The sequence below is a fragment of the Gemmata palustris genome (genome assembly GCF_017939745.1).
Taxonomy (GTDB): domain Bacteria; phylum Planctomycetota; class Planctomycetia; order Gemmatales; family Gemmataceae; genus Gemmata; species Gemmata palustris.
The window spans coordinates 8,197,638-8,224,322 of the sequence record NZ_JAGKQQ010000001.1 but is presented as its reverse complement, the minus strand read 5'-3'; the positions used below and the strand labels follow the sequence as shown (position 1 = coordinate 8,224,322).

The 26,685-nt window shown below is 64.3% G+C and carries 22 protein-coding genes; 9 read left to right on the top strand and 13 right to left on the bottom strand.

From position 1 onward, the window contains the following. Positions 1-50 precede the first annotated feature (50 nt). From plsY to J8F10_RS34130, 3 genes are all read right to left on the bottom strand, one after another. Positions 51-1,271 carry a glycerol-3-phosphate 1-O-acyltransferase PlsY gene (gene plsY, locus J8F10_RS34140; protein ID WP_210661504.1) on the bottom strand — a complete coding sequence of 407 codons (1,221 nt, stop codon included), beginning with the start codon at positions 1,269-1,271 and terminating at the stop codon, positions 51-53. 150 nt (positions 1,272-1,421) lie between these two features. Continuing rightward, positions 1,422-2,270 carry a hypothetical protein gene (locus J8F10_RS34135; RefSeq protein WP_210661502.1) on the bottom strand — a complete coding sequence of 283 codons (849 nt, stop codon included), beginning with the start codon at positions 2,268-2,270 and terminating at the stop codon, positions 1,422-1,424. Between the two features lie 251 nt (positions 2,271-2,521). After that, a complete protein-coding gene (locus J8F10_RS34130) occupies positions 2,522-4,084 on the bottom strand; it encodes a glycosyltransferase family 39 protein (protein WP_210661500.1) in 1,563 nt (520 codons plus the stop codon). A 167-nt stretch (positions 4,085-4,251) separates the two neighbouring features. Between J8F10_RS34130 and J8F10_RS34125 the strand changes: the two genes are divergently transcribed. The 4 genes from J8F10_RS34125 to J8F10_RS34110 all read left to right on the top strand — a co-directional run bounded on the left by J8F10_RS34125 (position 4,252) and on the right by J8F10_RS34110 (position 9,856). Next, complete coding sequence (locus J8F10_RS34125; RefSeq protein WP_210661497.1) at positions 4,252-5,190, top strand: hypothetical protein; 939 nt, start codon at positions 4,252-4,254, stop codon at positions 5,188-5,190. A gap of 279 nt (positions 5,191-5,469) precedes the next feature. Then, positions 5,470-6,216, top strand: a complete 747-nt coding sequence (locus tag J8F10_RS34120) for a metallophosphoesterase family protein (RefSeq protein ID WP_210661495.1) — start codon at positions 5,470-5,472, stop codon at positions 6,214-6,216. A 16-nt stretch (positions 6,217-6,232) separates the two neighbouring features. Continuing rightward, the gene (locus tag J8F10_RS34115; RefSeq protein WP_210661493.1) at positions 6,233-7,351 is read left to right on the top strand and encodes an acetate/propionate family kinase; all 1,119 of its coding nucleotides are present in this window, start codon (positions 6,233-6,235) and stop codon (positions 7,349-7,351) included. A 99-nt stretch (positions 7,352-7,450) separates the two neighbouring features. Then, positions 7,451-9,856 carry a phosphoketolase family protein gene (locus J8F10_RS34110; RefSeq protein WP_210661491.1) on the top strand — a complete coding sequence of 802 codons (2,406 nt, stop codon included), beginning with the start codon at positions 7,451-7,453 and terminating at the stop codon, positions 9,854-9,856. 227 nt (positions 9,857-10,083) lie between these two features. Here the strand turns inward: J8F10_RS34110 and J8F10_RS34105 are convergent, their stop codons facing one another. The 4 genes from J8F10_RS34105 to J8F10_RS34090 all read right to left on the bottom strand — a co-directional run bounded on the left by J8F10_RS34105 (position 10,084) and on the right by J8F10_RS34090 (position 14,030). After that, a complete protein-coding gene (locus J8F10_RS34105) occupies positions 10,084-11,187 on the bottom strand; it encodes a DUF1573 domain-containing protein (protein ID WP_210661489.1) in 1,104 nt (367 codons plus the stop codon). 163 nt (positions 11,188-11,350) lie between these two features. Then, on the bottom strand, positions 11,351-12,211 hold the full coding sequence (locus J8F10_RS34100) for a sugar phosphate isomerase/epimerase family protein (protein WP_210661486.1): 861 nt from the start codon (positions 12,209-12,211) through the stop codon (positions 11,351-11,353). A gap of 189 nt (positions 12,212-12,400) precedes the next feature. Continuing rightward, positions 12,401-13,561, bottom strand: a complete 1,161-nt coding sequence (locus J8F10_RS34095) for a LysR family transcriptional regulator (RefSeq protein WP_210661683.1) — start codon at positions 13,559-13,561, stop codon at positions 12,401-12,403. A gap of 88 nt (positions 13,562-13,649) precedes the next feature. Further along, complete coding sequence (locus J8F10_RS34090) at positions 13,650-14,030, bottom strand: hypothetical protein (protein WP_210651472.1); 381 nt, start codon at positions 14,028-14,030, stop codon at positions 13,650-13,652. A 319-nt stretch (positions 14,031-14,349) separates the two neighbouring features. Between J8F10_RS34090 and J8F10_RS34085 the strand changes: the two genes are divergently transcribed. Both J8F10_RS34085 and J8F10_RS34080 read left to right on the top strand, forming a co-directional pair. Continuing rightward, on the top strand, positions 14,350-14,778 hold the full coding sequence (locus J8F10_RS34085; RefSeq protein WP_210661484.1) for a hypothetical protein: 429 nt from the start codon (positions 14,350-14,352) through the stop codon (positions 14,776-14,778). Positions 14,779-14,895: 117 nt separating this feature from the next. Beyond that, a complete protein-coding gene (locus J8F10_RS34080; protein WP_210661482.1) occupies positions 14,896-15,321 on the top strand; it encodes a hypothetical protein in 426 nt (141 codons plus the stop codon). 150 nt (positions 15,322-15,471) lie between these two features. On the opposite strand, the gene J8F10_RS34075 is transcribed toward J8F10_RS34080, so the two are convergent. After that, complete coding sequence (locus J8F10_RS34075; RefSeq protein ID WP_210661480.1) at positions 15,472-16,725, bottom strand: Tm-1-like ATP-binding domain-containing protein; 1,254 nt, start codon at positions 16,723-16,725, stop codon at positions 15,472-15,474. A 93-nt stretch (positions 16,726-16,818) separates the two neighbouring features. Between J8F10_RS34075 and J8F10_RS34070 the strand changes: the two genes are divergently transcribed. Both J8F10_RS34070 and J8F10_RS34065 read left to right on the top strand, forming a co-directional pair. After that, positions 16,819-17,250 carry a hypothetical protein gene (locus J8F10_RS34070; RefSeq protein WP_210661478.1) on the top strand — a complete coding sequence of 144 codons (432 nt, stop codon included), beginning with the start codon at positions 16,819-16,821 and terminating at the stop codon, positions 17,248-17,250. 191 nt (positions 17,251-17,441) lie between these two features. Continuing rightward, on the top strand, positions 17,442-18,269 hold the full coding sequence (locus J8F10_RS34065; RefSeq protein WP_210661476.1) for a phosphoenolpyruvate hydrolase family protein: 828 nt from the start codon (positions 17,442-17,444) through the stop codon (positions 18,267-18,269). Positions 18,270-18,354: 85 nt separating this feature from the next. On the opposite strand, the gene J8F10_RS34060 is transcribed toward J8F10_RS34065, so the two are convergent. Both J8F10_RS34060 and J8F10_RS34055 read right to left on the bottom strand, forming a co-directional pair. Next, positions 18,355-20,406, bottom strand: coding sequence for a S9 family peptidase (locus J8F10_RS34060; RefSeq protein WP_210661474.1), 2,052 nt, complete (start codon positions 20,404-20,406; stop codon positions 18,355-18,357). 63 nt (positions 20,407-20,469) lie between these two features. After that, complete coding sequence (locus J8F10_RS34055; protein WP_210661472.1) at positions 20,470-21,903, bottom strand: sigma-54-dependent transcriptional regulator; 1,434 nt, start codon at positions 21,901-21,903, stop codon at positions 20,470-20,472. A gap of 126 nt (positions 21,904-22,029) precedes the next feature. On the opposite strand from J8F10_RS34055, the gene J8F10_RS34050 reads away from it, so the two are divergent. Continuing rightward, entirely contained in the window at positions 22,030-22,833 is an 804-nt protein-coding gene (locus tag J8F10_RS34050) for a glycerophosphodiester phosphodiesterase (RefSeq protein WP_246523736.1), read from the top strand. Between the two features lie 12 nt (positions 22,834-22,845). Here J8F10_RS34050 and J8F10_RS34045 read toward each other — a convergent pair whose 3' ends face one another. From J8F10_RS34045 to J8F10_RS34035, 3 genes are read right to left on the bottom strand one after another with little or no spacing between them, the layout of a single operon-like run. Beyond that, positions 22,846-23,598, bottom strand: coding sequence for a TIGR02996 domain-containing protein (locus tag J8F10_RS34045; RefSeq protein ID WP_210661470.1), 753 nt, complete (start codon positions 23,596-23,598; stop codon positions 22,846-22,848). Positions 23,599-23,618: 20 nt separating this feature from the next. Next, positions 23,619-24,443, bottom strand: coding sequence for a GNAT family N-acetyltransferase (locus tag J8F10_RS34040; protein WP_210661468.1), 825 nt, complete (start codon positions 24,441-24,443; stop codon positions 23,619-23,621). Further along, entirely contained in the window at positions 24,440-26,644 is a 2,205-nt protein-coding gene (locus tag J8F10_RS34035) for an IGHMBP2 family helicase (RefSeq protein ID WP_210661466.1), read from the bottom strand. Before J8F10_RS34035 ends, J8F10_RS34040 begins: the two co-directional genes overlap by 4 nt. Positions 26,645-26,685: the final 41 nt, after the last annotated feature.

Genomic DNA, 26,685 nt, shown 5'->3' with positions numbered 1-26,685 from the left:
CGGCGGTCACGCATGTGAGTATCGCCACGTCGTAGTTCAAGGTTCGCACCTCATACGGCGGATTTCGTGTCTGCCGGTAGCCGACCCGCGAGCGCGAGCGCAACACCCGCGGTACTCACCGTCACAAAACTTAGTCCCAGACTCACCAAGTGCCACGACGCGAAGCCGGCCTTCGCGGTGTCGGCGATCGTACTGTCGGGGTTGAATCGCAATAGCCGCAACCGGGTCACTTCGTCCGAAATCGGCCACGCCACCGCGACGGTTGCGAGCGCGAACGCAATCACGAGCACGCGCCAGCGGTGTACACCACCGAGCTTCCACCAACTCAGTGCGGTGAGTAGTGCGATCACGCTGCACACGGCTTGCATGGCGAAGTAGCGCGGAAACACCGGCCCGACGGCAGAGCCGGCCAGGGCGCTCGCGAGCGCGTCCTTCCGCGTTTGCGGAGCATCGGCCGGAATGATGACTTCGTGCGCGGTGCGGTCCGACGGCCCCGCGTTCACCACGTCCTTGAACGACGCGAAAATAGCCGTTGCGGTCCCGAAGTTGAAGAATGCAGCCCCGCCGAACCAGAGTCCGAGCGCGAGGACGTGAATGCTTCGCAAAACGGGCTGACGCATCGAAAACTCCCCTACCGCGTTCTCGGTTCCCGCGAGCAACCGCTTGACATTGGCCCGGTGCTTCACGAACACCAGCGCAGTACCAATTACAAGATAAAGGGTGACCGGCAGCGCACTTTCACAAAAGGGCGCTGGTGCGCCAACGAGGTGTGCGGCGACCAGAACCGTAGCTGCTGCGAGCGACGCGAGCGACACGAAGCGCGACGCGAACAGTACGACCACCCACGTTAGTATCGAGAGCGCGGCCGGGATCGGCACCAGTACGAACACGGTCCCGGCCCCGGTCGCGACGCCCTTCCCCCCGCGGAACCCCAAATACACCGGGAACATGTGTCCGAGGAACGCGAGCGCAGCGGCCCCGACGCGCAGGACGTCCGGCGAGCCGAACGCACTCGCGCCGCCCGCGGCGAGCGCGTTCGCCATCGGCACCGCGGCCGCAACGGGAATCACACCCTTCAGGAAATCGAGCGCGAACACGAGCGCACCGAACGAGCGGCCGAGTACGCGGGCCGCGTTCGTGGCGCCGATGTTCCCGCTCCCGGCGTGGAAGAGGTTGACTCCGCGTGCGCGGCCAACGAGGTAGCCGAACGGGAGCGCACCAACGAGATAAGCAACGACGAGCGGAACGAGAGCGGCGACGGTCGACGACATGGCGGGCCAAACTGCGATCGGTGGAGTGACTCTTGCACCAACCAGTTCCGACTGGTAAGCGTGGAAGGCGTCACACCATAACGTAGGAACCTGATCCCTCAAAAAATAAAAACGGGACGCACAGTCTGTGCGTCCCGGTCGCGAATGCAGTTACATCGGCGGAGGAGGCGGGAGCTTCGGCTTCGGCTGACCAACAGTCTTCGCGACGGAACTCGTTCGATAGATCCACTGTTCGGCCGGCCCACTCGAATCGTCCGGGCGCACGTCGGTAATCACCGGTTTGCGGTCGTCGGTCGGCCGAACGAAGTTAATTTGGAGCGTCTTCCGCTTAATCAGAATCTCGCCCGTGCGCAGTTCTTCCTTCGCCAACCCGTTCGACAATCCCGTGATGTATATGCTGAACTTGTTGGTCTTCGGCGCGACCTCGGCCATGTCGGTCCAGATCGCGACGCCGGACACGACGCGCGGAATCGCGTCGGGCAGGCTCGGTGGGATCGGGCGCTTCGAGATCGAGATCGTGGACTGGAGCTTCAGAATACCTTCGGGGAAGTCCTTCCCGACGGTCGTGTCTTCGAGCTTGCGCACCTGCTCGAAGATGTGCGGTTGCGGCTCGTCCAGGTGCGAAGTGTTCAGGTCTTTGGTGACCAGCTCGAATTCCGGCATGAACGTCACCGGTTCGGCCACCGGGATCGCCTCGGGCTTCCCCGGTTCCGCTTCGCGCGGCTTGCGCGGCGCGTTGTACACCTGGTACCACATGTACCAAACGACTTGCTTCGCCCGCTTGCCGTCCTTGTCGAACCCGTCGAGGGTGACGATCCGCGGCGGCTTGTAGCGGAAGTGCAGCGTCCACACGTCCGCATTGTCGAGTGGCAGATCGAGCGGGACGATTTTCTTTTCGCCCAGGTTCTGTTGTGCGAGTGCGACGCCCGGCCCGCCCACAGCAGAAGCGAGTGCCGCGCCCAGGAACGCTCGCCGATCGAGCCGCGTGTGAAACGACATAATGTCCCCCGAGTGGCGAGAGGTGCCGAAGTTGACCATAACCGCCGGGGGCGAACGGATCAACCGGACCCGCAAGACTTCGGACAGGTTCGTGATTCGGCGGAGCGCACAGACGGAACGAACCTTCTCCCAAACAGTTGAGGGAAGAGCCGTTCCGTCTCTTAATGCCGATTGTGCCGGGGCTCTTTCAAAAAAGTGAGGCGTCGCGGTGATGCCGCGACGCCCCGAAAGATCAACTTCTGGTCCGCGATTCACTCTAAACGGTAAAGGTAAGCTCCCGCGCCGGGCTTCTTCACTTCGCGCTCGCATTTTCCGTGACAATCGAGCGCGGTCCGAATGACCGTTTCTTCGTAGTTGTGCGGGTGGCTAAACACGACCCACACGCGCCCGTGCAGTTTCTCCACTTCGGCGAGGTACCCGGCCGGATCGTCCCGGTGCTCCTCGCCGAGCGTTACGGCGTCCGCGGGGAACGGCTGGGTGCGAGTGTAGAACGCGAACCCGGGACCGGCACCGTAGTACACGTACACGCGATCACCTGGTTGGAACTCGCTCCGCACCCGTTCGAGTACGGGGTTCAGTTGTTCGTCGCGGAGCGGCCGTTGAAGCACGTCCCACGTCTGCCACGCACTGGCCGTGACCAGCAACCCGAGGAGCGCGACCGCCGCGAACCGGTTCTTCTCGTTCAGCGCCTCGAACACCGCCCACGAACCGCGTGCGACGAGCAACCCCGCGATCGGGACCATAAACAGCATCAACCGGCCGCCGATCGGGTACTTGTGCAGACCGGACGCGAGGAGCACCAAAACGGCCGGCACCGTGAGCGCAACGGCCACGGGCCAGCGCTCGCGGGCGAATTCGCGCAGCCCGATGAGCGCGAGCACGGCCGCGAACCCGCCGAGCGGCACCATCAGCCCGCCGAACCCGCCCGGCACCACGAAGAACGCGACCACGTGGTCCACGAGCCACGCGAGGTCGCCGATGCCCTTCGGCGGGAGCGGCAAAAAGTGCCCGGCCCAGTAGTCGGTCAGGTACTTGTTCCCGCCCAGTTGCTTCAAGCAGATCAGGTAACAGGCGCCGAAGCTCACCAGCCACGTCGCCACCGTCGCACTCGCCGACATGAACCGCGCCCGGTCGCGCTCGACCGCGCCCCACACCAGCAGCGCGGTGCCGATCCCGCCGAGCACGAAAACGGACGGGTGCGAGCACCACACCGCCGCTGCACCCGCAACGGCCAGCGAACCCCACCGCCAAAAGCCTCCCCTTCCTTCGAGTAGCCCCAGCGACACCGCGAACAGCCCGATCGCCAGTGTCGCGTCGCTCTGATACTGTTTGCACTCGCCCGCGTAGCTCACGATGTGCGGGGACACCGCGAATAATGCGGTCGCGAACACGGCCGCTCCAGGGGGGAGCAGGCGGCGGGCCACCACGGTGAACGCGACCATCCCCGCGAGCGACGCCAGGAACGGCACCAGGCGTAGCGCCCAGGCACTCGACCCGAACGCACTGATGCTCGCTTTCGCGGCCAGGAGGAACGCGACCGGCGCCCCCTGGTTGTAGTCAAGTTTGTCGAAAAGCTGGGCAGGCGAACGGTCCACGAGGTTGAGCGCGAGCATCGCCTCGTCGATCCACAAGCACCGGTCCGTGAGGAACGCGGCGGTCCGCAACCCGCCGCCCAGAAGGACGAGGGCGACCAGCGCGGCCGCTACACGCGGTGCAGCGGTTTTCGCCGGCACGGGGCCGGTTTCAACGACCGTGACCAGCTTCACGGTTGGCTGAATTCGGTTCGTGATTGGTACGTTTTTGGTTATTTCCACGGATGCGACCTCGTGTCGGGCGAGGCAAGGTAGTCCGCCGACCCGTCGCATCGCAACCCCAACATCGTGACCCGAACTGCGGGAAATACCGACACCCGTACCGTTGTCCGCAGCGCACCAACCGGGTAGCATCACCACACCCGCCCTTTTCAGGACTCCGGCCCGCCGTGAACATTCGCACCTTCCAACCCGGCGACGAAGTCACGCAAGCGGCGCTGTTCAACGTCGCCGCGTTCGCGCTGCCCGGGTTCAAGGCCGCCACCGCGGAGGACGTAAAGAAGCGCACCCGCGCCCGCGGATTCGATCCCGGCGCTCGGTTCTATGCGGAAGAGGGCGGGCAGGTCGTCGGATACTGCGTGCTCGAACCGGAACAGGGCCGCGTGAGCGTACCGTGGTGCCGCAAGGGGCACGAATCCGCCGCCGGGCCGCTGTTCGATGCCGCCCTGGACGCGGCGCGTGCCCGCGGGCTTTCAACGGTGTTCGCGGCCTATCGGCGCGACTGGGAATCCGTACTGACGTTCCTCACGGACCGCGGATTTACGGTGGCGCGCGAGGTCGTGAACTACTGGGCCGACCCCGTCGATCTGCCCACGCTCGTGAACCGGAGCAAGCTCCCGATCGACCGGTTGCGCAAAGCCGACCTCCCCGCGGTGGCCGCAATGGGACAGGGGCTGGTGCGCCTTCCGGCCGATAAACTCGAAAGTTATTTCTTCGCCAACCCGTACTTCCCTGCAGAAGCGGTCCTCGTCCTCCGCGGCGCGGACGAAGAGCCGGTCGCCGTCGGCATCGGTCTGGAGAGCCCCACCTACGCGGACGTCAAGAAAGTGGACCCGCTGGCGCCGTGTTTCCGACTCGGGGCCTTCGGGACCGAGGGGCTGAACACGAAGCGCGTCAACGGGCTGTTCAGTTTCATGGTGGCGGACCCGGGCCGCGCGCTGACGGCGGGCCTGGCGCTGCTCTCCGAGGCGTCGCAGGAGATGACCGAGGGCACCGTGACCGCACTGGCGGGGCAGTGCCCGTCCGACGCCCCGCACCTGATCGGGTTCTACGCGCGCTACTTCAAGGAACACGGTCGCTTCCCGATGTTGGAGAAGCGATTGACTTAGCCGGACGACCGAAAACGACAGAGAACAGAGAACATGAAGGGTAAATGCAGAAATAGCAACCGAACGGGTACCCTGGTTCTGTCTTCTGATCTTATTCCGTTGGAACCTTGTGCTACCCCGTCGCTGGTCTCTAGATAACTCTGTCCTCTGTCCTCTGTCCTCTGTCCTCTGTCCTCTGTCCTCTGTCCTCTGTCCTCTGTCCTCTGTCCTCTGTCCTCTGTCCTCTGTCCTCTGATCTCTGTCCTCTGTCCTCTGATCTGCGCCTCACACTGGTGCCTCATGCGGGCGATTCTGAGTGACGTTCACGGCAACATTGAGGCGCTCGACGCGGTCCTCGCCGACATCGCGCGGCTCCCGGTGACGTCCGTCACGAGTTTGGGCGACATCGTGGGCTACGGCCCGAACCCGATCGAGTGCGTCACGCGCGCGATGACCTGGGACCTCAGCATCCTGGGGAACCACGACCACGCGGTCCTGTTCGACCCGATTGGGTTCAGCCAGACCGCGGAAAAGGCCGCGATCTGGACCCGCGCGGTTCTGGAGAGCGCCCGGCGCGACGACATGTGGGCGTTCCTCTCCGAGCGCCCGAAGCAGTCCCGCGACGGCGCGTTCCTCTTCGTCCACGGGTCCGCGCGCAGCCCGACCAACGAGTACGTGTTCCCCGAAGACGTGTACAACGTCACGAAAATGACGAAAATCGGCGAGCACATCGAGCGCTACTGCTTCGCGGGGCACACGCACGTCCCCGGGGTGTTCATCGAGCCGGAACCGGGCGCCCAGTGGCAGTTCCTGTCTCCCGAAGAAATCGACTTTGCCTGGCGCCTCGACGAGCGCAAGACAATCGTGAACGTCGGCTCGGTGGGCCAACCACGCGACGCGAACTGGCGCGCATGTTACGTCACCCTCGACGGCCTCGATCTGGTTTTCCGGCGCGTACAATATGACGTGGACGCGACCGTGGCGAAGATCTACGCGGTACCCGAACTGAACGACTTCCTCGGCGACCGGTTGCGCGAGGGGCGGTAAGAAAGGTGGCTCCCGAATGGCGCACCCACCCGGCAACAACGCGGGCCGCGTTCTCGTCGTCAACGCCGGCTCGTCGAGCACCAAGTTCGCGGCGTTCACCGCGGGCGACGCTCCCCAAGAAGTCTTGCGCGGGAAACTCGAGCGCCTCGACAGCGCGAGCGCCGTCCTCGACGAACTCGAAGCGCGCGGCGCGACGACGCAACTCGCGGGAATCGGGCACCGGCTCGTTCACGGCGGGCCGGACCGTGTGGCCTCGGAGCTGGTCACCCCCGAGTTACTCCGCGATCTAAAACAGCTCCAGCCACTCGACCCCACACACCTGCCCGCGGAACTCGAACTGATCGCGGCCTGCGCGGAGCGCTTCCCCGGCGTCCCGCAAGTGGCGTGCTTCGATACCGCGTTCCACCGCGACCTGCCCGCGGTTGCGCGAACGCTACCCGTTCCGCGACGGTACCAAGCGCAAGGCATCAGGCGCTACGGTTTCCACGGCATCTCTTACGAATATTTGATGGAGGAGCTCGCGCGCGTCGCGGGGGCGGATGCGGCGCACGGGCGCATCGTATTCGCACACCTCGGCTCCGGCGCGAGCCTCGCCGCCGTTCACAACGGCAAGTGCGTCGACACCACGATGGGATTTACCCCCACCGGTGGCCTCGTGATGGGCACGCGGACCGGCGATCTCGACCCCGGCGTGCTGCTCCATCTTTCGCGCGCCGAGAACCTGAGCGCGGACCAGCTCGATAAGCTCGTGAACCGCGAGTCCGGCTTACTCGGTATCTCCGAGACGAGCGCCGATACGCGCGAACTGCTCGCGTGCGAGGCCACCGATCCGCGCGCCGCCGAAGCGATTGCCGTGTTCTGCTACCAAACGCGGAAGTGGATCGGCGCGATGGCCGCCGCGCTCGGGGGGCTGGATACGCTCGTGTTTTCGGGCGGCATCGGTGAGAACGCGCCCGAAATTCGCGCCCGCATTTGCGAGAGTTTAGCGTTCCTCGGAGTGAGCCTCGTCCCGGCCCGCAACACCGCAAGCGCCCCCGTCATCTCCCCGGATGGTTCCTCGGCCACGGTGCGAGTCATCCGCACGAACGAGGAAGCCATGATCGCGCGAACTGTAGTACGGCTCCTCGCCCGTTAGTTCGCGCTGTATTTTCCGCACCGCGGCACGCGCCTCGCATCTGTGCCGCGAAAACAGTCCAAGTCCCCGCCGTGCCGCCCACCACCAAGGAACCCGCTAATGGCTGAGCCGATCTCGGACGCGCTGCTTCAGAAGATGGACGGGTACTGGCGGGCCGCGAACTATCTCTCCGTGGGCCAGATTTACCTCCTCGATAACCCTCTGTTGCGCGAACCGCTCCGAAAGGAGCACGTCAAAGCCCGGCTGCTCGGGCACTGGGGCACCACGCCCGGGCTGAATTTCATCTACGTCCACCTGAACCGCGTCATCCAGGAACGCGACCTGAACGTGCTGTACGTGTGCGGCCCCGGTCACGGCGGCCCGGGGATCGTGGCGAACGTTTATCTCGAAGGGACGTACAGCGAGGTGTACCCGCAAATCTCCCAGGACGTCGCCGGAATGAAGCACCTGTTCAAACAGTTCAGCTTCCCCGGCGGGATTCCGAGCCACGTCGCGCCAGAAACGCCGGGCAGCATCCACGAGGGCGGCGAACTCGGTTACTCGCTCTCGCACGCCTTCGGCGCAGTGTTCGACAATCCCGACCTCATCGCCGCCTGCGTGGTGGGGGACGGCGAAGCGGAAACCGGACCACTCGCGACCAGTTGGCACTCGAACAAGTTCCTCGACCCCGTTCGAGACGGCGCGGTGCTGCCCATCCTGCACCTGAACGGCTACAAGATCGCCAACCCGTGCTTCCTCGCGCGCATCCCGGAAGACGAACTCCGCAAGTTGCTCGAGGGCTACGGCTACGCGCCACACTTCGTCACCGGGCACGACCCGATACCGGTTCACAAACAGATGGCAGCAGCGCTCGATGCGTGCGTGACCGAGATCCAGCGCATCCAAACCGAGGCCCGCACCAACGGGTTCCGCGCGCGCCCGCAATGGCCCATGATCGTGCTGCGCACCCCGAAGGGGTGGACGTGCCCAAAGGAAATCGACGGGAAGGTGTGCGAAGGCTCGTGGCGCAGCCACCAGGTGCCGATGAGCGAGGCCGGCACGGAGAGTCACTTGCGCGTGCTCGAAGGATGGATGAAATCGTACCGACCCGAGGAACTGTTTGATGCGAACGGGTGCTTCAAGGCGGAGTTTGCGGAACTCGCCCCGAAAGGCGCGAAGCGGATGGGCGCGAACCCGCACGCCAACGGCGGCAAGCTCCTTCGCGACTTGGCGCTACCGGATTTCCGCAGCTACGCAGTTGAAGTACCGAGCCCCGGCGCGGCCACCGCGGAATCGACCCGCGCGCAGGGCAAGTACCTGCGCGACGTCATGAAACTGAATCTCGACGCGAAGAACTTCCGCCTGTTCGCGCCGGACGAACTCGCGTCCAACCGATGGCAAGACGTGCTGGACGTAACGAACCGCTGCTACACGGCCGAAATCGTCCCCGGCGACGACCACCTCGCGCCCGACGGCCGCGTCATGGAGGTGCTCAGCGAACACCAGTGCCAGGGGTGGCTCGAGGGCTACCTGCTCACCGGGCGGCATGGGTTCTTCAGTTGCTACGAGGCGTTCATTCATATCGTCGATTCAATGTTCAACCAGCACGCGAAGTGGCTCAAGGTGTGCCGACACATCCCCTGGCGCGCGCCGGTCGCGAGTCTCAACTACCTGCTCAGTTCACACGTGTGGAGGCAGGATCACAACGGCTTCAGCCACCAAGATCCCGGCTTCATTGACCACGTGGTGAACAAGAAGGCGGAAGTGATTCGCGTGTACCTTCCGCCGGACGCGAACTGCCTCCTGAGCGTCACCAATCACTGCCTACGCAGCCGGAACTATGTAAACGTCGTCGTGGCCGGCAAGCAACCGAGTCCGCAGTGGCTTACGATGGACGAGGCCATCAAGCACTGCGACGCGGGCGTGGGGATCTGGGAGTGGGCGTCGACCGCGGGGACCGGCGAGCCGGACGTGGTACTCGCGTGCTGTGGCGACGTGCCAACACTGGAAGTGCTCGCCACCGCGGACCTACTGAGGCACTACCTTCCTGACCTGAAGGTTCGCGTGGTGAACGTCGTGAACCTCATGAAACTCCAGCCCACGAAGGAGCACCCGCACGGGTTGTCGGACCCGGAGTTTGATGCGCTGTTCACGAAGGACAAACCGGTCATCTTCAACTTCCACGGCTACCCGTGGCTCATTCACCGGCTCACCTACCGGCGGACGAACCACCGGAACTTGCACGTCCGCGGGTACAAGGAAGAGGGCACCACCACCACGCCGTTCGATATGTGCGTGCTGAACGAAATCGACCGGTTCAAACTGGTGACCGATGTGATCGAGCGCACGCCGGGGCTGTCTGTTCGCGCGGCCGACGTGAAAGCGGCGATGGAAGCGAAACACGCCGAGCACCGGCGCTACGTGAACGAACACGGAACCGATATGCCGGAAATAAGCGGGTGGGAGTGGGGCCATCGCGGGCACGTTCCGAGCGGCTCGACCGACACCGCAGCGGACAATGCGTAAAGGCGAACGGCCGGTGTCAGCCGGCCGGTCAGAGAAAGAGAGAGAAGATTTTGACAGGATTAACAGGATCGACAGGATTTAGAAAAGAAAAGCATTCGGCGCCTGATTTTGAATCCTGTCGATCCTGTCAAAAATCTTCTTTACTGTCCAATTCAGCAGGACGGTTCACGCACGGTACCCAACCACCGGCCGGCTGACACCGGCCGTTCGCCTAAAGCTAGGCGATCTCACTTCGTGCCTTCGGCCTCAACGGGGAGCAGAGCCGCACCTTCTCCCGGCTGGTCGGTGCGGATGCGCAGTTGCCGCGCGATCGCGCCCGCTTCCTTCGGCGCGAACTTCACCACGATCACCTGAACCGGAAGTGCCGCGGGCGCTGCGGGTAGTTCGACCGTGACCCCGTCGCCCGCGCCGTCCACGCCCACGATCTTGAACGGCTTCGCGGCCCGCACCAGAATCTTCTGCGTCGCGGATTCCCCCACCTTCACTTCGAGCCGCACCTTACCCGGCGCGAGCTCCAGCGGCGCGACAACGGTCCCGCCTACACCGATTTGAATGAGCGGATTCGTCGGATCGTTCGTCTTCAGCGTGATCTGCTCGGAAATCGGCCCGGGCACCGTGTTCCCGCTGAGCGTCACGTCCACTTGGTACTCCGCGCCCCCGCGGAGCGGCCCCCCGCGCGCCACCTCGGACAGTTTCACCTCGAACGGCCAGTTCCCCTGTACCACTTCGGTGACTTTCCAATCGCGCGTGCGCCCGGAGTATTTCACCTGCACGGACTGGTTCAACCGCGTGCCCTGCGGAACGGTACCGAAACTCACCGCGCCGGGGTTGACGCTCACGTCCGTGCGGCTCGTTGCGGACACGCGGATCGCGGCCGTGGACACGAATTTGGGGCCGAAGGTGACGAAGAAGGTCTGGGCGTTCTGACCGACGAACTTGGCCGTGTTCATCGTGACCGTGAACTCGGCCGTCTCGTTCGGCTCCAGCACCTTCGCCATCGGCACGTAATCGAGACACGAGCAGCTCTTGCGCACGTCCGTGATTTGCATCGGGACGTCGTAAATGTTCGTGATCGTGAACTTGTGAATGCAGAGCGTCCCGTGCGGCACTTCACCGAAGCTGTGCGTGATGATCGCGGGCGCGGTCTGTTCGCGGTTGGTCGCGATATCGGGCAAGAAGAACTTGTTTGCCCACGGCGCGGTCGGCGCGCTCGGTTGTGCCGTCGCTGGCGGCGCGACCGGAGCGGGCGAAGCTGGTGGCGCGGCAAGCGTTACAGTCGTCAAACTCAGCCCAATCGCCGAAATCGCTATCGAGCGCAAAACTCGTTTCATTCGCGAACCTCCCGTGAGCACCGATCACCGCGGGGGCGATCAGCCCCATCCTACATCGGCGGGCAAGGGGGGCGCGCTGGTAACGAACGGAGCCCGCGCGGGTTACCGCGCGGGCTCTCGTGTTGGACATCTGATGAGTTCGCTACGGCCGCTACACGCGGCCCTACCCGCAGCACGTGCCCGAACCGCTCAACTGTTCCTTGATGAACTTGATGCCCTTCGTGTAAACGTCCTCGGCGGACGGGAACAGGTCGCGCCACACCTTTGTCGCGGCGGCGAGGTCCGGCAGCGCGCGGCCGAACGATTCGATCGTCATCCAACCGTCGTACTTGATATCGGCGAGCGTGCCGAACGTGTCGTCCCAGTTCACCTGCCCGCTGCCGGGCGTCCCGCGGTCGTTCTCGCTGATGTGAACGTGGGCCAGTACCGGCGCGATCGTGCGGATCGCCGCGGCCGGGTCTTTTTCCTCGATGTGGGCGTGGAAACTGTCGTACATCGTGCGGAGGTTCGGGTGGTCCACCATCTTCACCAACTCGACGGCCTGCGCCGCGGTGGTGATGAGATAACACTCGAAGCGGTTGAGGTACTCGACCGCCATCATCAGGTTCGCCTGCTTCGCGAACTCCGCGACCTGCCGGAGTACATCAGCGGAGCGCTTCTTCTCGTCCCCGGTCGGCCCGGTTCCGGAGAACTCGCCGATGGCCGAGTGGTACGGCCCGCACACCGTTTCCGCTCCGAGAACGTGGTTGATCTCGACCACGGTCTTCAGCCACTCCACGGCCTTCTGCCGCGTGGCCGCGTCGGGACTGATGGCGTTCGTTTCCTTCGTCAGAATGGTGACGGTGGTACACTTCAGTCCGAGCTTGTCGAGTTCGGCGCGAACGGGCTTGTAGTCGCCCGGGGTGCCCCCGAACACCGGCAGTTCAACGCCGTCGAACCCGGCGGCCTTGAGTTTGGCGAGCAGCGGGAAGTGCTCGGCGGTCACTTGGCCGGTCCAGAGGAGCAGGTTCATCCCGAGTTTCATGTGAATCTCCGTTGGGAAAGGTTTGCGGCATTGTCCGGCAGCGTGAGCGTCGCGGCAACGGGCGAGCGGAAAAACCGCTCCGCGGTATACTGGAAGACGGCCCGAACTTGGAGGAACGCCAATGCCCCTGCGCGACCACTTCCACGGCTGGTTGCACCAAGAATTACAATGGCACCCTTTTCACAGAGGTCACGCCGCGGTTTGCGTGTTTGGGGTGTCGTCTTTCTCCACTGGCTGCCGTTTCCGGAACGGGCTTCCGGATCGGTCAGTGAAGTACCGACTCAAGCGATCGTCCTCGCTCAGAACGGCCGCCCGGAGTTGCAGGATGGATTCGGCCCCGTCCGGGCGGTTCCAGTGCTTCTGCTTCCCTTTCACACGAGCGCTGAACTCACCCACCAGCGACTCCACCAGGCTGCTCGTCGTCGGCAACCCCTCACGCCGGTATCTCGGGTAGTCCATCCGCTTCTCGTTGTTCCTCAGGTAGCACCTCGCCTCGGCCACCAACCGACGTGGGTCACGGCGGTCCTCCGCCGTCCTTGCCTCACCCGCCGGCGACTCTCCCAGGCGTTCGTGCCACCCGTCCAACTCCACCAGCACCTCGGCGACCCGGCCCTTCCAACACGAACGCATCCACGCCTCGTACTGTCGCCACCCGCCCGACTCGTCCCCGCCCACCGCACGCGCCGACGAGTACACGTAGCACAGCACGTGCAACAGGTCCACGACCGGCTCGAAGTCCCGGAAGTACCCCTCGTGGATCGACCAGTTGTACGCCGCCCCGTCGGCCACGAACGCCCGGCGCCTCGCCTCGTAGAAGTGCCGCTCTTGGGCCTCCGCCGCCACCAACGGGCCGAACGAACAACTCGATCCCAGGCTCGCCACACACGTCCGCACCAACTTCTCCGGTGACCACCGCCCGGCCGACCCGGTCGCGATCGGCTCGACTCCGGCCGTGGTCGATTCGTCCGGGGTTTCTTGGGTATCGTCCCGACCCGAGTGCCCCTTCATCTGGCTCACCAGACGTTGCACCCGGCGGGGGCAGAGGAACGACTCCGGCGGTTCGGGGCACGGGTCGGCGGCGAACGTCGGACCCTTCAACGTGGCCAGACCGGCGATCTTGTCCTCCTTGTTCTGGGCTTCGTGGACACCAGGGGCCGCCCCCGCCGCGCGGGTACGGATGCGCCCCCCATCGACCTCCACCACGACGACCTCGGGAACCACCCCCGTCCGCGAGGCCAGTTGCCGGCGGCGGTGCTCGACCGCCTTCCGGTCCCGTTCGGCGACCAGTTCCGCCCCGACCTTGTGGGCCAGCCGGCGGACCTGGCTCTCGCTGATGCCGACCCGCGACATCTGCACGGCGAAGGTGGCATCGCGGAACGACGCGAACCGGGCGGCGGCGGTGACGATACGCTCGAGGACGGAGGAACTGTACCCGTGCTCATCCAGGCCCAGAGCCGTCCGCAGGGGGGAAAAAGTCCCGGCGGCAGTCGGGACAGTGGGCCTTGCGTTCCGTCTGCTCGACCTCGGCTCCGTCCGCGGTGAGCGGTCGGGTGTGCGGCGTCGTGGGACAGAGCGTGCCGCACGCCGGACACGGCTGTTCGGTGGAGAGCTTGTCGGCCTGCTGTTGGAGCAGCAGTTCGAGTGTGCCCTCGGTGAGTCCCCGGGCCGCGGCGGTGGCGATCTGCTCCATGGCTCGGAAGTCCACGTCGAGTCCGGGGCCGTCGTCGCCGAAGGCCCGCTTGGAGACGATCTTGGCCCACTGCCGGGCGAGGTCGTGGAGTTGGCGGAGTTCCTCGGGCGTGAAGCGGGGCGTCGGCATGGCTCGTCCTGCCTTGAGGTTGCGTCGACGACGGGTTGGGGATTTCCTATCCCGCCCTCGAAACACTGCTAGCCCCCAACAAACCGTGAACTGACCTCCTTTTCACAGTGCCTGGGCAACTGCCATTGCCTTCGCTCTGAACCCACTCCTTCCCGAAGGGTTTCGAGCCTTACCGAATGTACAAACGACGATCGAAATTGATATCACCACGTTCGGGAACGCGCGCCACGCGGCACCGGCGCACGCACAAGCCGCGGAGTGGCAACCGTCTGGAGGAACGACAACCGTACCGTTCGAGCTGAGCGAACACGCGACCGAGGTGCTGGTCTACGGTTCCCGTGACGGGCGCTACCTCGCGGCCGCAATTGAACTGGTGAGCGAAGGGAACAAGGACCGACCGGAGGCGCGCGACGCCTTCGTTGCGAAGTGCGAAACGTACCTTCAGAGCGGCGTCGGGGTGGTCATTGTGGACGTCGTGACGGCGCGAACCGCCAATCTCCACGACGATCTGATGGCCCGAATTAGTCCCGGTGTCACGACGTGGGGCGAACGATTGTACGTAACGGCCTACCGACCCACGGGCAAGAACGGTAGCGCGCAACTCACCGTTTGGCGGGAGGGTCAAACCCTCGGTGCCCCACTCCCGACCGCACCCTTGTGGCTCCTACACGGCCCGTGTATTCCGCTACCCCTCGAAACGACTTACGAAGACACGTTCCGCCAGCTCCGGCTCCCCACTGGTCCCTGACCCGCTGTTTGTGTCTCCCTCTCGATGAGACGTTCTCTCGTGAATGCGGAAGTTGGCGCGAAAAATGCGGCCTGTTCTTCGGCCGCGTTGTCGCCCGCACACCACGAGGGGCACCGAATGAACCGCCTGCTCACGTTCGCCGCGTTCGCGGCACTCGTTGTTTCGTCCTTTCCGAGCACCCCCGGGTGCGCGGAGGAGCCGAAGCCGACTCCCACTGTCGACCTCTCGAGTTCAGTCGCTGACATCGATCAGCTCAAAGTGATACCCGGCACCAGCGTGATCCTCTCCCAGAAAGAATGGGAGCGCCTCGCCGCCGCGTGGGGCATCAAAGACCCACCCAAAGTCGACTTCACAAAAGAACTGCTTCTCGTTGGAACGTGGCGAGGGAGTTCGTTCAAGTTTCTCTCAGATGTCAAGGACGGTGATCTGACGACCGAACTGGTCGGCGACAAAGAAATGAATCCCGGGTTCCGGTTCAAGGTCGTGTCGCTCAATCGTAACGGGATCAAGAGCTTCCAGGGCAAGGCGCTGCCGAGCGAGTGAGGGAAAGCAGCCGCAGGTAAACGCCGATAAAAGGCACGATCAAACAACAGCAACTTGACCAAACAACGTGATCTCGCAAGCCAACCAAAATCACTCTCGATTGATATTCTTGCGGTTCGGATCGTGCCTTTTATCGGCGTTTATCTGCGGCTAATTCTTCTGTATGAGTTCCAACAGCTTCCGCGCGCAGGCTTCCGCGAAGGCCGGGTCGTTGATGTGCTGATCGAGTTCCACCAACTCCACGTAGGGTGCGATCCAGTTCCGCACGCTCTGGAAGAGGGCCGCGTCCGCTTCGGGCCACCAGAACGGCTTGCCCTCGGCATCGATCGCGGACACCCCCCTGAGTGGGACCAGCACGCACGTCGGTCCGCTCGCCGCACTCGTCCGCTCCGCGATGTCCTTGCCCAATCGGTCCATTTCTTCGGGCGTGGTGCGCATCAGCGTGACGGTCGGGTTGTGTTGGTAGAATAACCGCTGCTTGTAGCGCTCGGGTACCGTGTCGCGTGGGCCGAAGTTCACCATGTCCAGCGCACCGAGTGAGACGACTTGCGGAACGCCCATGATTGCGGCGGCCGTCAGGCGATCCGGTCCCACGGAAAGCACGCCGCCCGCCAGTTCGTCCGCGAGTTCCGTGGTGGTGATGTCGAGTACGCCCGCGATGAGGCCGTCGCGGATCAACCCCTCCATCGTGCGCCCGCCGGTACCGGTCGCGTGGAACACGAGCACCTCGTAGCCCGCCGATTCGAGTACCTTCCGCGCCGCCTCCACGCACGGCGTCGTGACACCGAACATCGTGGCCGCAATGACCGGTTTGTCGAGGGAAGAAGAACCTACCCCGCCGTCCCCCCTCCCTGAAGGGAAGGGGGACGGCGGGGTAGGTTTCCCCCGAACCATCCCTGCCATCGCGTCGGCCGCGTTGTCGAGCACCGCGCGACTAATGCGGTTCAGCCCGGCGATGTCCACGACGGAGTACATCATCATCACATCGCGCGTGCCGACGTAGTGCTGCACCTGCCCGCTCGCGAGCGTGCTGACCATCAGCTTCGGTACCCCCACCGGAAGCGCCCGCATCGCGGCGGTGGCGATCGTCGTGCCCGCGGACCCGCCCAGCCCCAGCACGCCGGAAAGCTCCCCCCGCTTGTGCAGGTCCGCGGCGAGTTTCGCAACGCCCTTTGCGGCGAGTTCGACCGCCCTTCCCCGGTCTGCGGCCGTTTTAACCTGCGCGTGGTTCGTTCCGGCCGCGGTAAAAACAGCTTCGCGCGAAATATCCGGCACGAATGCAGGCGGGGCCAGTACGCCGGCATCCGCTACGAGCACGGAAACGCCGGCCCTTTGGAGTCGATCGCGAACATATGCGAACTCGGCCCCTTTGGTATCCAGAGTGCCGACGAGCAGTACAGACATGCAGCGCCCTCCCGTGATTCCGCGTATGACAAGTTAAGAGAAAATCGCGTGATATGTTACTGGTAACGAGTTTTCGACGACGAGGGCGGCGAAATGCACCCGGTACTGAAGCGCATCCTGTTGCACGGCGGCCTGACCGCGGCCGTTCTCGCGCTCATCGGGGTGCTGTTCGCAGAACTCGCCGGCCTGTGGCTAACCGGTAGTGCGACCCGCAGCAGCACCGACGCGGACGAACAAGTCGGTTCGTCTCTCCGGTCCCGCGTTCCGCTCACAATGGCGCTCTGGGGGTTCGGGTTCGTGGCGGTGTGCGAACTCGTCGCCTGGCGCGTCCGCGGCACCCGCCCGCCCGCAACGAAATCAACCGAAGCCCCGTCGGACGACGCCGAAAAGCTCCTCAACGAACTACTCGCCCAGGCGGAAGCGAAGATGGCGCTGGAAGCGGAGAGCCAGAAAGCAGGAGACAGAGAGCAGAAGACAGAGGACAGCGGGCAAAGAGCAGAAAACAAAGAGCAGAGCCACGGATAAACGCAGATCACGCGGATCAAGACAGAGAACCGACATCGGACTTTGTTTTTTGTAGCCCCGGACGGGGCGACCGATCGTAGCCAGGAGTGAAGCGCTAGCGCAACCCCCTGGCGCGCCTTTGCAATCGTCCCCGTCTCACCTCGTCCGTATCCTGTCTTTCTACACCCCTCTTCCTCAACCCACACTCCTCAATGCAATCGCGTTCCGATATTCTCGCGCGGTTCCGCGCCCAGGTCGCGGCCGGTGTTCCCATCGTCGGCGGCGGGGCCGGCACCGGCCTCTCGGCCAAGTGCGCGGAGATGGGCGGGATCGATCTCATCATCATTTACAACTCGGGCCGGTTCCGCATGGCGGGGCGGGGGTCGCTCGCGGGGCTGCTCCCCTACGGCGACGCGAACCAGATCGTCATGGACATGGCCCGCGAGGTGCTGCCGATCGTGGAGCGCACGCCGGTCCTCGCGGGGGTGTGCGGCACCGACCCGTTCCGCGTGATGAAGCGGTTCCTCCTCGACGTAAAAGATGCCGGGTTCAGCGGCGTGCAGAACTTCCCCACGGTCGGACTGTTCGACGGCACCCTCCGCGTCGGGCTGGAAGAAACCGGCATGGGCTACGCGCTCGAAGTGGACATGATTAAGGCCGCGCGTGATCTCGACCTGCTCACCTGCCCGTATGTTTTCACGCCCGAGGAAGCAGAGCAGATGGCGCGCGCCGGGGCCGATGTCCTCATCCCCCACATGGGGCTCACCACAAAGGGCGCGATCGGCGCGAAGACGGCGCTCTCGCTCGAAGAGGCCACGAAGCGGGTGCAGGAGCTCGCTACTGCCGCGAAAGCCGTGAACCCGGACATTTTAGTGCTGTGTCACGGAGGACCGATCTCCGAACCCGACGACGTGCGCTACGTCCTCGACCACACCACGGGCATCGTCGGCTTCTTCGGCGCCTCGAGCATCGAGCGCCTGCCGACGGAAATCGCGATCACGGGGTGCGTGAAGCAGTTCAAGTCGCTGAAACTGGCGTGAGGCAAAGAGCGCACAGGGCTTCCGCCCTGTGCTACATTCAAAAGCGGCTCACCCGTGAGCCGGGGTTACGTCCCGGCACCCATTTTCACTTCTTCAGGTACTTCTCGAACCACGCGAGATCCCATTCCATCTTCGCGGTGCGGAACGAGAGCGTGCCCAGCCCGTGCGGTTGACCCGGATACACGTTCAGTTCGACCGGCACCTTCTTGTACTCCTTCAGCGCGCGGTACAGCATGCGGCTGTGTCCCGGCGGGCACCGGTCGTCGTTCCCGCCGACGTGGATCAGTGTGGGGGTCGTCACGTTGCCGATGCCGTAGGTCGGCGAGGTCTTCTTGTAGAGGTCCGGTTGCTCCCACGGCAGCCCCTTCTTGAACACGATGGGGTACGCCGGCTCGTCGTTGAAGCCCCACTCCGCGACCGTATCCAAAATGCCCGCGCCGCTCGACGCGGCTTTGATCTTCACCGGCGGGTTCTTCAGCGTGATGAGGCAGTTCGTGAGGTACCCGCCGTTGCTCCAGCCCATCACCGCAATGCGTTCCGGGTCCGCGATGCCCTCTTTGATGAGGTGCTGAATTCCCGCAACGATGTCCTTCACGTCGACGTCGTTCTCGTTGCCGATGAGGTCCGTCAAGAACTTGTCGCCGTAGCCGGTGGAGCCGCGGTAGTTCGGACACAGCACCGCGTAACCCTTCGCGGCGAAGTACAGCCGGCCGTTGTGGGCGTCGAAGCGCTGGTCGTTGCAGCTCGATGTGGTCGGTCCGCCGTGGATCGCGACCACCAGCGGCAGCGGCTTGTCGCCCTTCTTGTAGCCGAAAGGCAGTTCGAGCGGTCCGCCGACGCTCGCGCCGTCCGGCGCCTTCCAGGTGACGTGCTCGATGCTCGGGAGCTTCCAGTCCGCGGTGTGCGGGTTCGGGTCGACGAGCGTCACGATTTCGCCGGTTTCTTTGGAACGAAACTTCAGAACGGGGAAGCCGCTCGCGTCACCGACCAACTCGATTCGCGCGTGCGGGCCGGGCTGAAAATGCGCAGCGTACACGACGTGGCGCTCCCGGAACTCCGCGTCCGGGGCGTGGGTCGCTTCGTCCTTCAGCGCGTAAGTGCGCGCCGTGTTGTACCCCCCGAATTCGTGGAGGTACGAGAACGATTCGTTATCGAGCCACTGCAGCGGGCTGCCGTACCCGCGCACGTGAAACTGCTGCTCTCGCACCGAAGGTGCAGCGACCTGGTTGCGGTTCATCCGCGTCGTCGCCCATTTACCGTCCTTCTCTTCGCCGATAATGATCTCGGTCGGGTACGCATCGTGAATCGCGCAAAAGGCGTACCGCGTACCGTCCGGGTTCCAGGCCAGCCCTTCGAGCCAAGCGTAGGGGCTCGATGCCTTCGCGCGGTACACGTCCGTCGGCGGAGTGGTGATCTTGCCGGCCGCCCACACGTCCACGCGCGACTCGCCCTCGGACTTCACCACCGTGTCGTCGATCGCACTCACCATCGCGATCCGCTTGCCGTCTTCCGTGACCGCGAACTCGCGGATGTAGCGGTTATCGGCCAGCACCTTCTCCGGTTCGCTGCCCGGCTTCTTCACGGAGAACAGTTCGCTCACCGTGCGCGTGCCGTGCCCGTACTCGATCTTCCCGAACTTCTCGCGGAGCGCACTGAAGTCGTCCTTGTCGGTCGCGGTCGCGTCCGTGGTGAAGTACACAGTGTCGGTCTTCGGGGCGTAGTCGAAATTGATGATCCCCGCCTTCACGTTCGTGACCGCTTCGGGCTTGCCGTCGAGCGGCACCCTCCACACTTGCGCTTTGGCTTCTTTGCCGCGATTGGACACGACGTAGATCGATTTGCCGTCGCCGGCCCATTTCAGGTGGCGGTCATTGGCGCGGTCGCTCGTGAGTTGCGTCGGCTTCCCCTTACCGTCGGTGCTCACGACCCACAGTTCCGAGGCGCGCCGGTCGCTCTTCTTGTCCCACGTCGCGAGGGCGTAAGCGACTTGCTTGCCGTCGGGCGAGAGCGCGATTTCGTTGATAGTGTTTACGGTCGCGTAGTCGGCGGGGACGATGTCGTGTGTTCTTTCGGGCGGCGCGGCGGCCAGCCGCCCGACGACGACGAACAACACGACGAGGGGAATGAGTCGGCGCATGAGCGGCTCCGTGAGGGGATTAACGGAACCAGTATAGCGGCAGGGTACCCGCGCCCGCGACACTCAATCTTCGTCCGGTTCGGCAGTGTCCGGGTGGTACTTGCGGATGAGCTTGCGCACGGTCGCGCGGGCCAAGCCGAGCCAGCGCGCGGCCACGAGACGGTTACCGTCCACCTGGCGCAGCACCTCGTCGAGCACCGCCGGCTCGATGGCGTCGATCAGCGTCTGGTGCAGGTCGGCCGGTTCGCGCCCCTCGAGCGCCTGGACCCGTTCGCGCACCCACTCGGTGACGAGCGACCGCAGGCGCTCGGCGGTCGATGTCGGCCCGGCCGCGGTACTCGGTTCGGGGAAGTGTTCCGGCCGCAGCGCAGCGCCGCGCGATTCGATCGCGGCGTGCTCGAGCGCGTTGCGGAGTTCGCGCACGTTGCCCGGCCAGGGGCGCGACTTCAGGAACGCGAGCGTCTCCGCGGGCACCGCACTCCCGGGGTTCGGCACCCCGAATTTGCGGAGGAAGTGCTCCGCGAGCAGCGGAATGTCGTCCACGCGGTCCCGCAGCGGCGGGAGGTGAATCGGGTACACGTTCAGCCGGAAAAAGAGGTCGTGCCGAAACTTCCCCTCGCGCACGGCCGCGGACAGGTCCGCGTGCGTGGCCGAGACGATGCGCACGTCCACGAGTTGCGACTCGCTCCCGCCGACGGGCTGCACCTCCTGGCGCTCCAGCACGCGGAGCAGCTTGGCCTGAACCGGCAGGGGAATGTCCGCGAGTTCGTCGAGGAACACCGTACCGCCGTCGGCAAGCTTCAGCAACCCGTCGCGTGACCGCTCCGCACCTGTAAACGCTCCTTTGATGTGGCCGAATAACTCGCTCTCGACGAGGTTCGGGTTGTACGCCGCAACGTGTGCCGCGAGCAACGGGTTGTGCCGGCGCGGACTGTTCGCGTGGATCGCACGGGCCACGAGTTCCTTACCGGTCCCGCTCTCCCCGGTGATGAGCACGCACGCGGCGGCCGGGGCGACCAGGGCGATCCGCTTGAACACGGTCTGCATCACGGGGCTGCGGCCGATGATCGCATCGGGACTGGAATCCACTTCAGCGAGCGCAGAGCGCAAGATCCCCGAGTCGTCGGGGGTATCCCGGTTGACCAATGCCCGTCTCGCGGCGTCGAGCGCCTGGGCCAACTCGAACGGTTTCGCGAGGTAGTCGAACGCGCCGCCCTCGACGGCCTTCACCGCGGTGTTCAGGTTCCCGTGCGCGGTGATGACCACGACCGCCGCGCTCGGGGCCACTTTCTTGATTTCACCGAGCGCGGTGAGGCCGTCCATGCCAGGCAGCCGAACGTCGAGGAAGACCACATCGGGCGCGATCTGGCGCGCCTTCATCAGCCCGTCTTCCGCGGTGGCCGCGACCGAAACGCGGTGCTTTTCGCGCTCGAACGCCCGCCGTAGCGTCCACGCGATCGGTTCCTCGTCGTCGATGATGAGTACGGAATGAGGCATGGGGGTCCGCTGCGATTCGGTGTTGAGGCCGTAGCTTTCTTCAATCTTACACGAAACTCCGGGTGCCGCTCTACCACCCGGCCATTAGTACAACGACCGACAGCACCAGAACCTAACGGAGCCGCCATGACCCGCACGCTCGCCGCACTCATGACTCTACTCGCCGCCGGATTTGTTAACGCCGCCGAACCGAAGGTGGAAATCGTAGGGCACCGCGGGGCGTCGTTTGATGCGCCGGAGAACACGGTGGCCGCGATCAAGCTCGCGTGGGAGCAGAAAGCGGACGCCTCCGAGTTCGACATTTACCTCACGAAAGACGGCAAACTCGTCGTGATCCACGACGCGACCACCAAGCGCACCGCGGGCGAGGACAAGAAGGTCGCCGATTCGACGCTCGAAGAATTGCGGACGCTCGACGCGGGCAAGTGGAAGGGCGCGAAGTTCGCGGGCGAGAAGCTGCCGACGTTGGATGAGATGCTCGCCACCGTACCGGCCGGCAAGCGGGCGTTCATTGAGGTGAAGTGCGGTCCCGAAGCAGTGCCGGAAATGTCCCGCGTCATCAAAGCGAGTAAGCTGAAGTCTGAACAAACGTGCGTCATCAGCTTCAACGCGGACGTGATCGCGGCCACCAAGAAGGCCCGCCCGGACCTGCAAGCGCTGTGGCTCGTGAGCCTGAACACGAAGGGCAAGCCACGCACCGCGGACGAACTGATCGCGAAGGCGAAGGAGATCAAGGCCGACGGGCTCGACCTCTCCGCGACACCCGCGGTGCTGGACAAGGCGTTCGCCGCGAAGATCAAGTCCGCGGGCCTGAAGCTCTACGTGTGGACCGTGAACGACGCGGACCTGGCGAAAAAGATGATCGAAGTGGGCGCGGAGAGCATCACGACGGACAAACCGGGCTGGCTGCGCGAGCAACTGGCGAAGTGAGAACGAGCAGAGTCAATTTGTCAATTGCCACACGACTTTCTTAAAGCGGGCTTCAACCCGCTGTCTGAGCTGGTCCAATTCAGTTGATGGTGAGCCACCAGCAACCTCTTGAGTGTACCAACTTTCGTCTATTACTCGCACACGAAGCTCACGAAGTTGGGGGAAAAGTCCCGGATTCAACATCCCCTCAACCTCACCAACTGAAAGCACTCCCGCAGACAAGTCCAGTGATTCGAGGTTCACTAGCTGCGGCGACTCGATTAGCGGCCAAATCATATGGTCGTCGTACCAGCCCGCAAAACGAAGGTGCCGAATTCGATTTAGGCGAGGTAACAGAAGAATCTCGCGCTCGGCTTCGTAATCGGGATAAATTGTTGTGAATGGTAACGGCAGCCAAGGCCAACAAGAGTCCGAGTAGCGGGTCAGTTGACTGTACGTAAGGTAAGAATCTTCACTCAAAAATCCCCGGCGATAGTGAATCGCATCAAGTGTCCGATGCCACCACCCCTTACCGGGAAAAGCCTCTCGCGTCGCGGGCCACCATTCCTCATCCAGCCGGTTCCACACGCGGCCGATCTCTTCCCACAGCCGATTTGCCTCGTCGCTCCACAGTTTCTCGCGAGCCGCAGCGCACTGTAACCGGATGAACTGAGCGTAATTCGCTTGGCCGTGCTCTTGAAGCCAGTCCGCGTACACCAGGCGCGGCGTATCGTCGTCGGGGTGGTCGAAGATCGCGTCGAGGAACGCATCGGCTTCGGGGTGCATTGCGGACTCACTTCGATGCGTCACGCTTCCGCGGGTGCGGCATAAGTGCGGTGCTGGCAAACGTACCGGAAGCCGATGCGCTCGTAAACCGGGATGCTCTTCGGACCGGATCGTAGCGTCGCGTTCGTACATCCCCGTGTGGCGGCGTGAACGAGAGCTGCACGCGACACCGCTTCGCCGTAGCGCCGACCGCGGTACTCTTCCAGCGTCGCGACGCCCCATAATACTGCCGTTGTCCCGATCCGCGAGTAGCCGGCCGCGGTCACATCGACACCATCAACCGAACCGATGAACAGCGCGATGTCCGGATCGAGCGCGAATTCGAGTGACGGGACCATGAGGTCCGCCATCTCGGGCGGCGCCTGGAATGCGGCGGAGGTGATCGTTTTGTACGCCGTGGCGTCAACCTCGGCCTGAGCGAGGCGAACGACCAACTCCGGCCCCCCGCCGGCACCCGCGTCAATTTCCTTCAGCACGTAGGCGGGTTCGTCTTCGGCCACGGCCCATCCGCGTGCGAGTAACTCGGCTTCCATCGGGTGCCCGGCATCACCCTCGACGAGAATCCCCCACCCCTGTTCGCAGCCCGTAAAGAATTCGCGTGCAACCAGGAGGAGTTCGTCCAGCGCCGGCGCGGCGCGGTGCAACACAGAGGCAAAGTTGAATCCGGGACCGGGTAGCACACTCGCCACGAACGAGACACCGTTCCACTCGCGGAACCGCCCCTGCGCGAAGTGTTTCAGGTAGGGCGGTTCGGCGAGACACAGAGCCGTGTGTGCGATGTCCCGGTCCATTGGCTGCGGCATGTCGTTGTCCGTTTGTTTTTTCGGCGCGGTGAGGAGCGTCAATCCATCTCTTCCCACACGCTGCTCGATGCACCGATCTCTTCAAAGTACGTCAGCATTCGCTGGTAGAACGGGTCGTTCGCGAGGGTCGCGCTGTCGCCGATGACGAGTAACTTGCGCCGCGCGCGAGTGAGAGCGACGTTCGTGCGCCGCGTGTCCGCCAGGAAGCCGATTTCGCCCTCGTTGTTGGACCGCACGAGCGAAACGACGATCGCTTCCTTCTCGCGCCCCTGGAAGCCGTCCACGCTATCGATCTCCAGACCCGGCACGTCGCCGATACGTTCGCGCAATAATCGAACTTGTGCCCGATACGGTGTAATCACACCGATTTGGGACGCTTCTACCCCCGCGGCGAGCAGCGCCCGGACCTTTTTTACCGCGAGGGCGGCTTCCTGTACGTTGCGCCGACTGCCGGTATCCTCTTCGAGTTCCTCGTCGTAACTCGCACCGGCCGTGTCGATGAATTGCACCGGCGTTTCGGTGAGCGGATCGGCGGTCACGTTCGGCAAATCACACAAACGGTGTCCCGCGACGCTCTCGTGCGCGATCAAGTTTCCGTCGTAGAACTCCTGATTCGAGAAGCCCATAATCGCGGCGTTCATCCGGTGCTGCACGGTGAGCAGGCGCGACGCACCCGGCCCGAACTGCCGCACGAGCCGCTCCATGAGGCTGATCGAAAGCCCGCGTTCGGCCGCTTCCGGCGAAATGATTGTGGGGGGAAGCTGGCAGTGGTCCCCCGCCAGAATGAGCTTGTTCGCCCGCAACAGCGGCACCCACGCCGCCGGCTCGGTGGACTGACACGCCTCATCAATCACTGCGATATCGAACCGGCGCTGGCCCAAAAGCTGGCTGTCCAACCCGGTGAGCGTGGCGCAAACGACTTTGGACTCGTCCAGCACGCGCTCGACCGCGAGGGCTTCGAGCTTGCGGGCTTCGCCGAGCAGGTCGCGTGCTTCGCGCCGGAGCGCGGCCTTCTCCCCCGGTTGCGGTTTCTCGCGCGTCCATTTGTCAGCCTGCCGAAACAGCGCGAACGCATCGCGGGCGATTTTGCGCGCTTGCCGGGCGTCGGGATGTTTCTCCGCGAGAATGTCGATGGCCCGCGCACGCAGTTCCGGCATCACGCGGGCCGGGTGCCCGAGCCGAACCGGGAGTTCGCCCACCGCGAGCAACTTTTCGAGCAGGTTATCGACCGCGTGGTTACTCGGCGCGCACGCCAGAACGGTATCGCCCCGCGCCACCGCCTCGCGAATGAATTCCACCACGGTTGTGGTTTTGCCCGTTCCCGGCGGGCCGTGAATGATCGCGAAATCCTTCGCCGCCAGCGCGAACTCGACCGCGGCACGCTGAGGAGGGTTGAGAGAAGAACCTAACCCCCTAACCCCCTTCCCTAGGAAGGAAGGGGGAACAGAATCGTCTTCGGTATTAAGCCCCTCTCCCCTTGGGGGAGGGGTTGGGGAGGGGTTGTCTGAAGAGCTCTCCCCCAGCAGCACGTCGCGCAACTCCGCGAGCCGGTCGCCGGTCGCGCTGGCGGCCCGGCGCAGTGCGTCCTGCTGGCGCAGGCGCGAAACTTCGTCCGGTGAAAGATCGAGGCGCCAAACAGCCTCGTCGGAGAGTTCGTCGTCAGGTGGGTCGATGGCGACGCCGATGGTCGCGGTGTCGCGGTCGTAGATCACGCCCCGATACGATGGCATCCGGCGGTTCACGTTCGTCTGGTTGAGTACGACGGGTGAACCCGGTCCGAGACGCGAGGGCGGAAGCGCTTCGTTCAGCGTTTTGCGGCCGAACGTGAGCAAGAGCCGCCCACCGAGGCCGAATTCCGAGTCACGCAGCACCAGTTTGGTGAGCGTGGTTCCGTCGCCAACCGGCGAGCCTTCTTCGGCTTGCGCGCGGCGCCGGGCTTCTTCCTGTTCAGCCTTCGCTTCGAGATCGAGGAGGTTAGAGAGGTTCGCGAGGTGATTGGCGTCGGTGAAGTCGGCCTTGCCCGCGAAGCGAACCCGCACCGGTTTGGCTTGGAGCGTGGCCCCATCGAGAGCGTTCACGAGGGCGGCGGCCTTCGCGTCCGGTACCTCGACCGTGGCACCGCGGCCGACGAACGCGATCTTGCCGATGTGTTTGCTATCGAGCTTCCCGCCCGTGCAAACGAACGAAAGCACCACGCCGGGAGAGCAGCGTGGCGGAACGGGATCAATGTGAATCAGGGCCATGTGCGGAACCGGTTCGTGACGCGGAGTTGTCTCGCGTCATG

Bases quoted from the DNA above. Each gene is read 5' to 3' on its own strand.
- plsY (WP_210661504.1), bottom strand. From the start codon at position 1,271: ATGTCGTCGACCGTCGCCGCTCTCGTTCCGCTCGTCGTTGCTTATCTC.
- J8F10_RS34135 (WP_210661502.1), bottom strand. From the start codon at position 2,270: ATGTCGTTTCACACGCGGCTCGATCGGCGAGCGTTCCTGGGCGCGGCA.
- J8F10_RS34120 (WP_210661495.1), top strand. From the start codon at position 5,470: ATGCGGGCGATTCTGAGTGACGTTCACGGCAACATTGAGGCGCTCGAC.
- J8F10_RS34115 (WP_210661493.1), top strand. From the start codon at position 6,233: ATGGCGCACCCACCCGGCAACAACGCGGGCCGCGTTCTCGTCGTCAAC.
- J8F10_RS34110 (WP_210661491.1), top strand. From the start codon at position 7,451: ATGGCTGAGCCGATCTCGGACGCGCTGCTTCAGAAGATGGACGGGTAC.
- J8F10_RS34105 (WP_210661489.1), bottom strand. From the start codon at position 11,187: ATGAAACGAGTTTTGCGCTCGATAGCGATTTCGGCGATTGGGCTGAGT.
- J8F10_RS34100 (WP_210661486.1), bottom strand. From the start codon at position 12,211: ATGAAACTCGGGATGAACCTGCTCCTCTGGACCGGCCAAGTGACCGCC.
- J8F10_RS34095 (WP_210661683.1), bottom strand. From the start codon at position 13,561: ATGTCGCGGGTCGGCATCAGCGAGAGCCAGGTCCGCCGGCTGGCCCAC.
- J8F10_RS34090 (WP_210651472.1), bottom strand. From the start codon at position 14,030: ATGCCGACGCCCCGCTTCACGCCCGAGGAACTCCGCCAACTCCACGAC.
- J8F10_RS34080 (WP_210661482.1), top strand. From the start codon at position 14,896: ATGAACCGCCTGCTCACGTTCGCCGCGTTCGCGGCACTCGTTGTTTCG.
- J8F10_RS34075 (WP_210661480.1), bottom strand. From the start codon at position 16,725: ATGTCTGTACTGCTCGTCGGCACTCTGGATACCAAAGGGGCCGAGTTC.
- J8F10_RS34070 (WP_210661478.1), top strand. From the start codon at position 16,819: ATGCACCCGGTACTGAAGCGCATCCTGTTGCACGGCGGCCTGACCGCG.
- J8F10_RS34065 (WP_210661476.1), top strand. From the start codon at position 17,442: ATGCAATCGCGTTCCGATATTCTCGCGCGGTTCCGCGCCCAGGTCGCG.
- J8F10_RS34060 (WP_210661474.1), bottom strand. From the start codon at position 20,406: ATGCGCCGACTCATTCCCCTCGTCGTGTTGTTCGTCGTCGTCGGGCGG.
- J8F10_RS34055 (WP_210661472.1), bottom strand. From the start codon at position 21,903: ATGCCTCATTCCGTACTCATCATCGACGACGAGGAACCGATCGCGTGG.
- J8F10_RS34050 (WP_246523736.1), top strand. From the start codon at position 22,030: ATGACCCGCACGCTCGCCGCACTCATGACTCTACTCGCCGCCGGATTT.
- J8F10_RS34045 (WP_210661470.1), bottom strand. From the start codon at position 23,598: ATGCACCCCGAAGCCGATGCGTTCCTCGACGCGATCTTCGACCACCCC.
- J8F10_RS34035 (WP_210661466.1), bottom strand. From the start codon at position 26,644: ATGGCCCTGATTCACATTGATCCCGTTCCGCCACGCTGCTCTCCCGGC.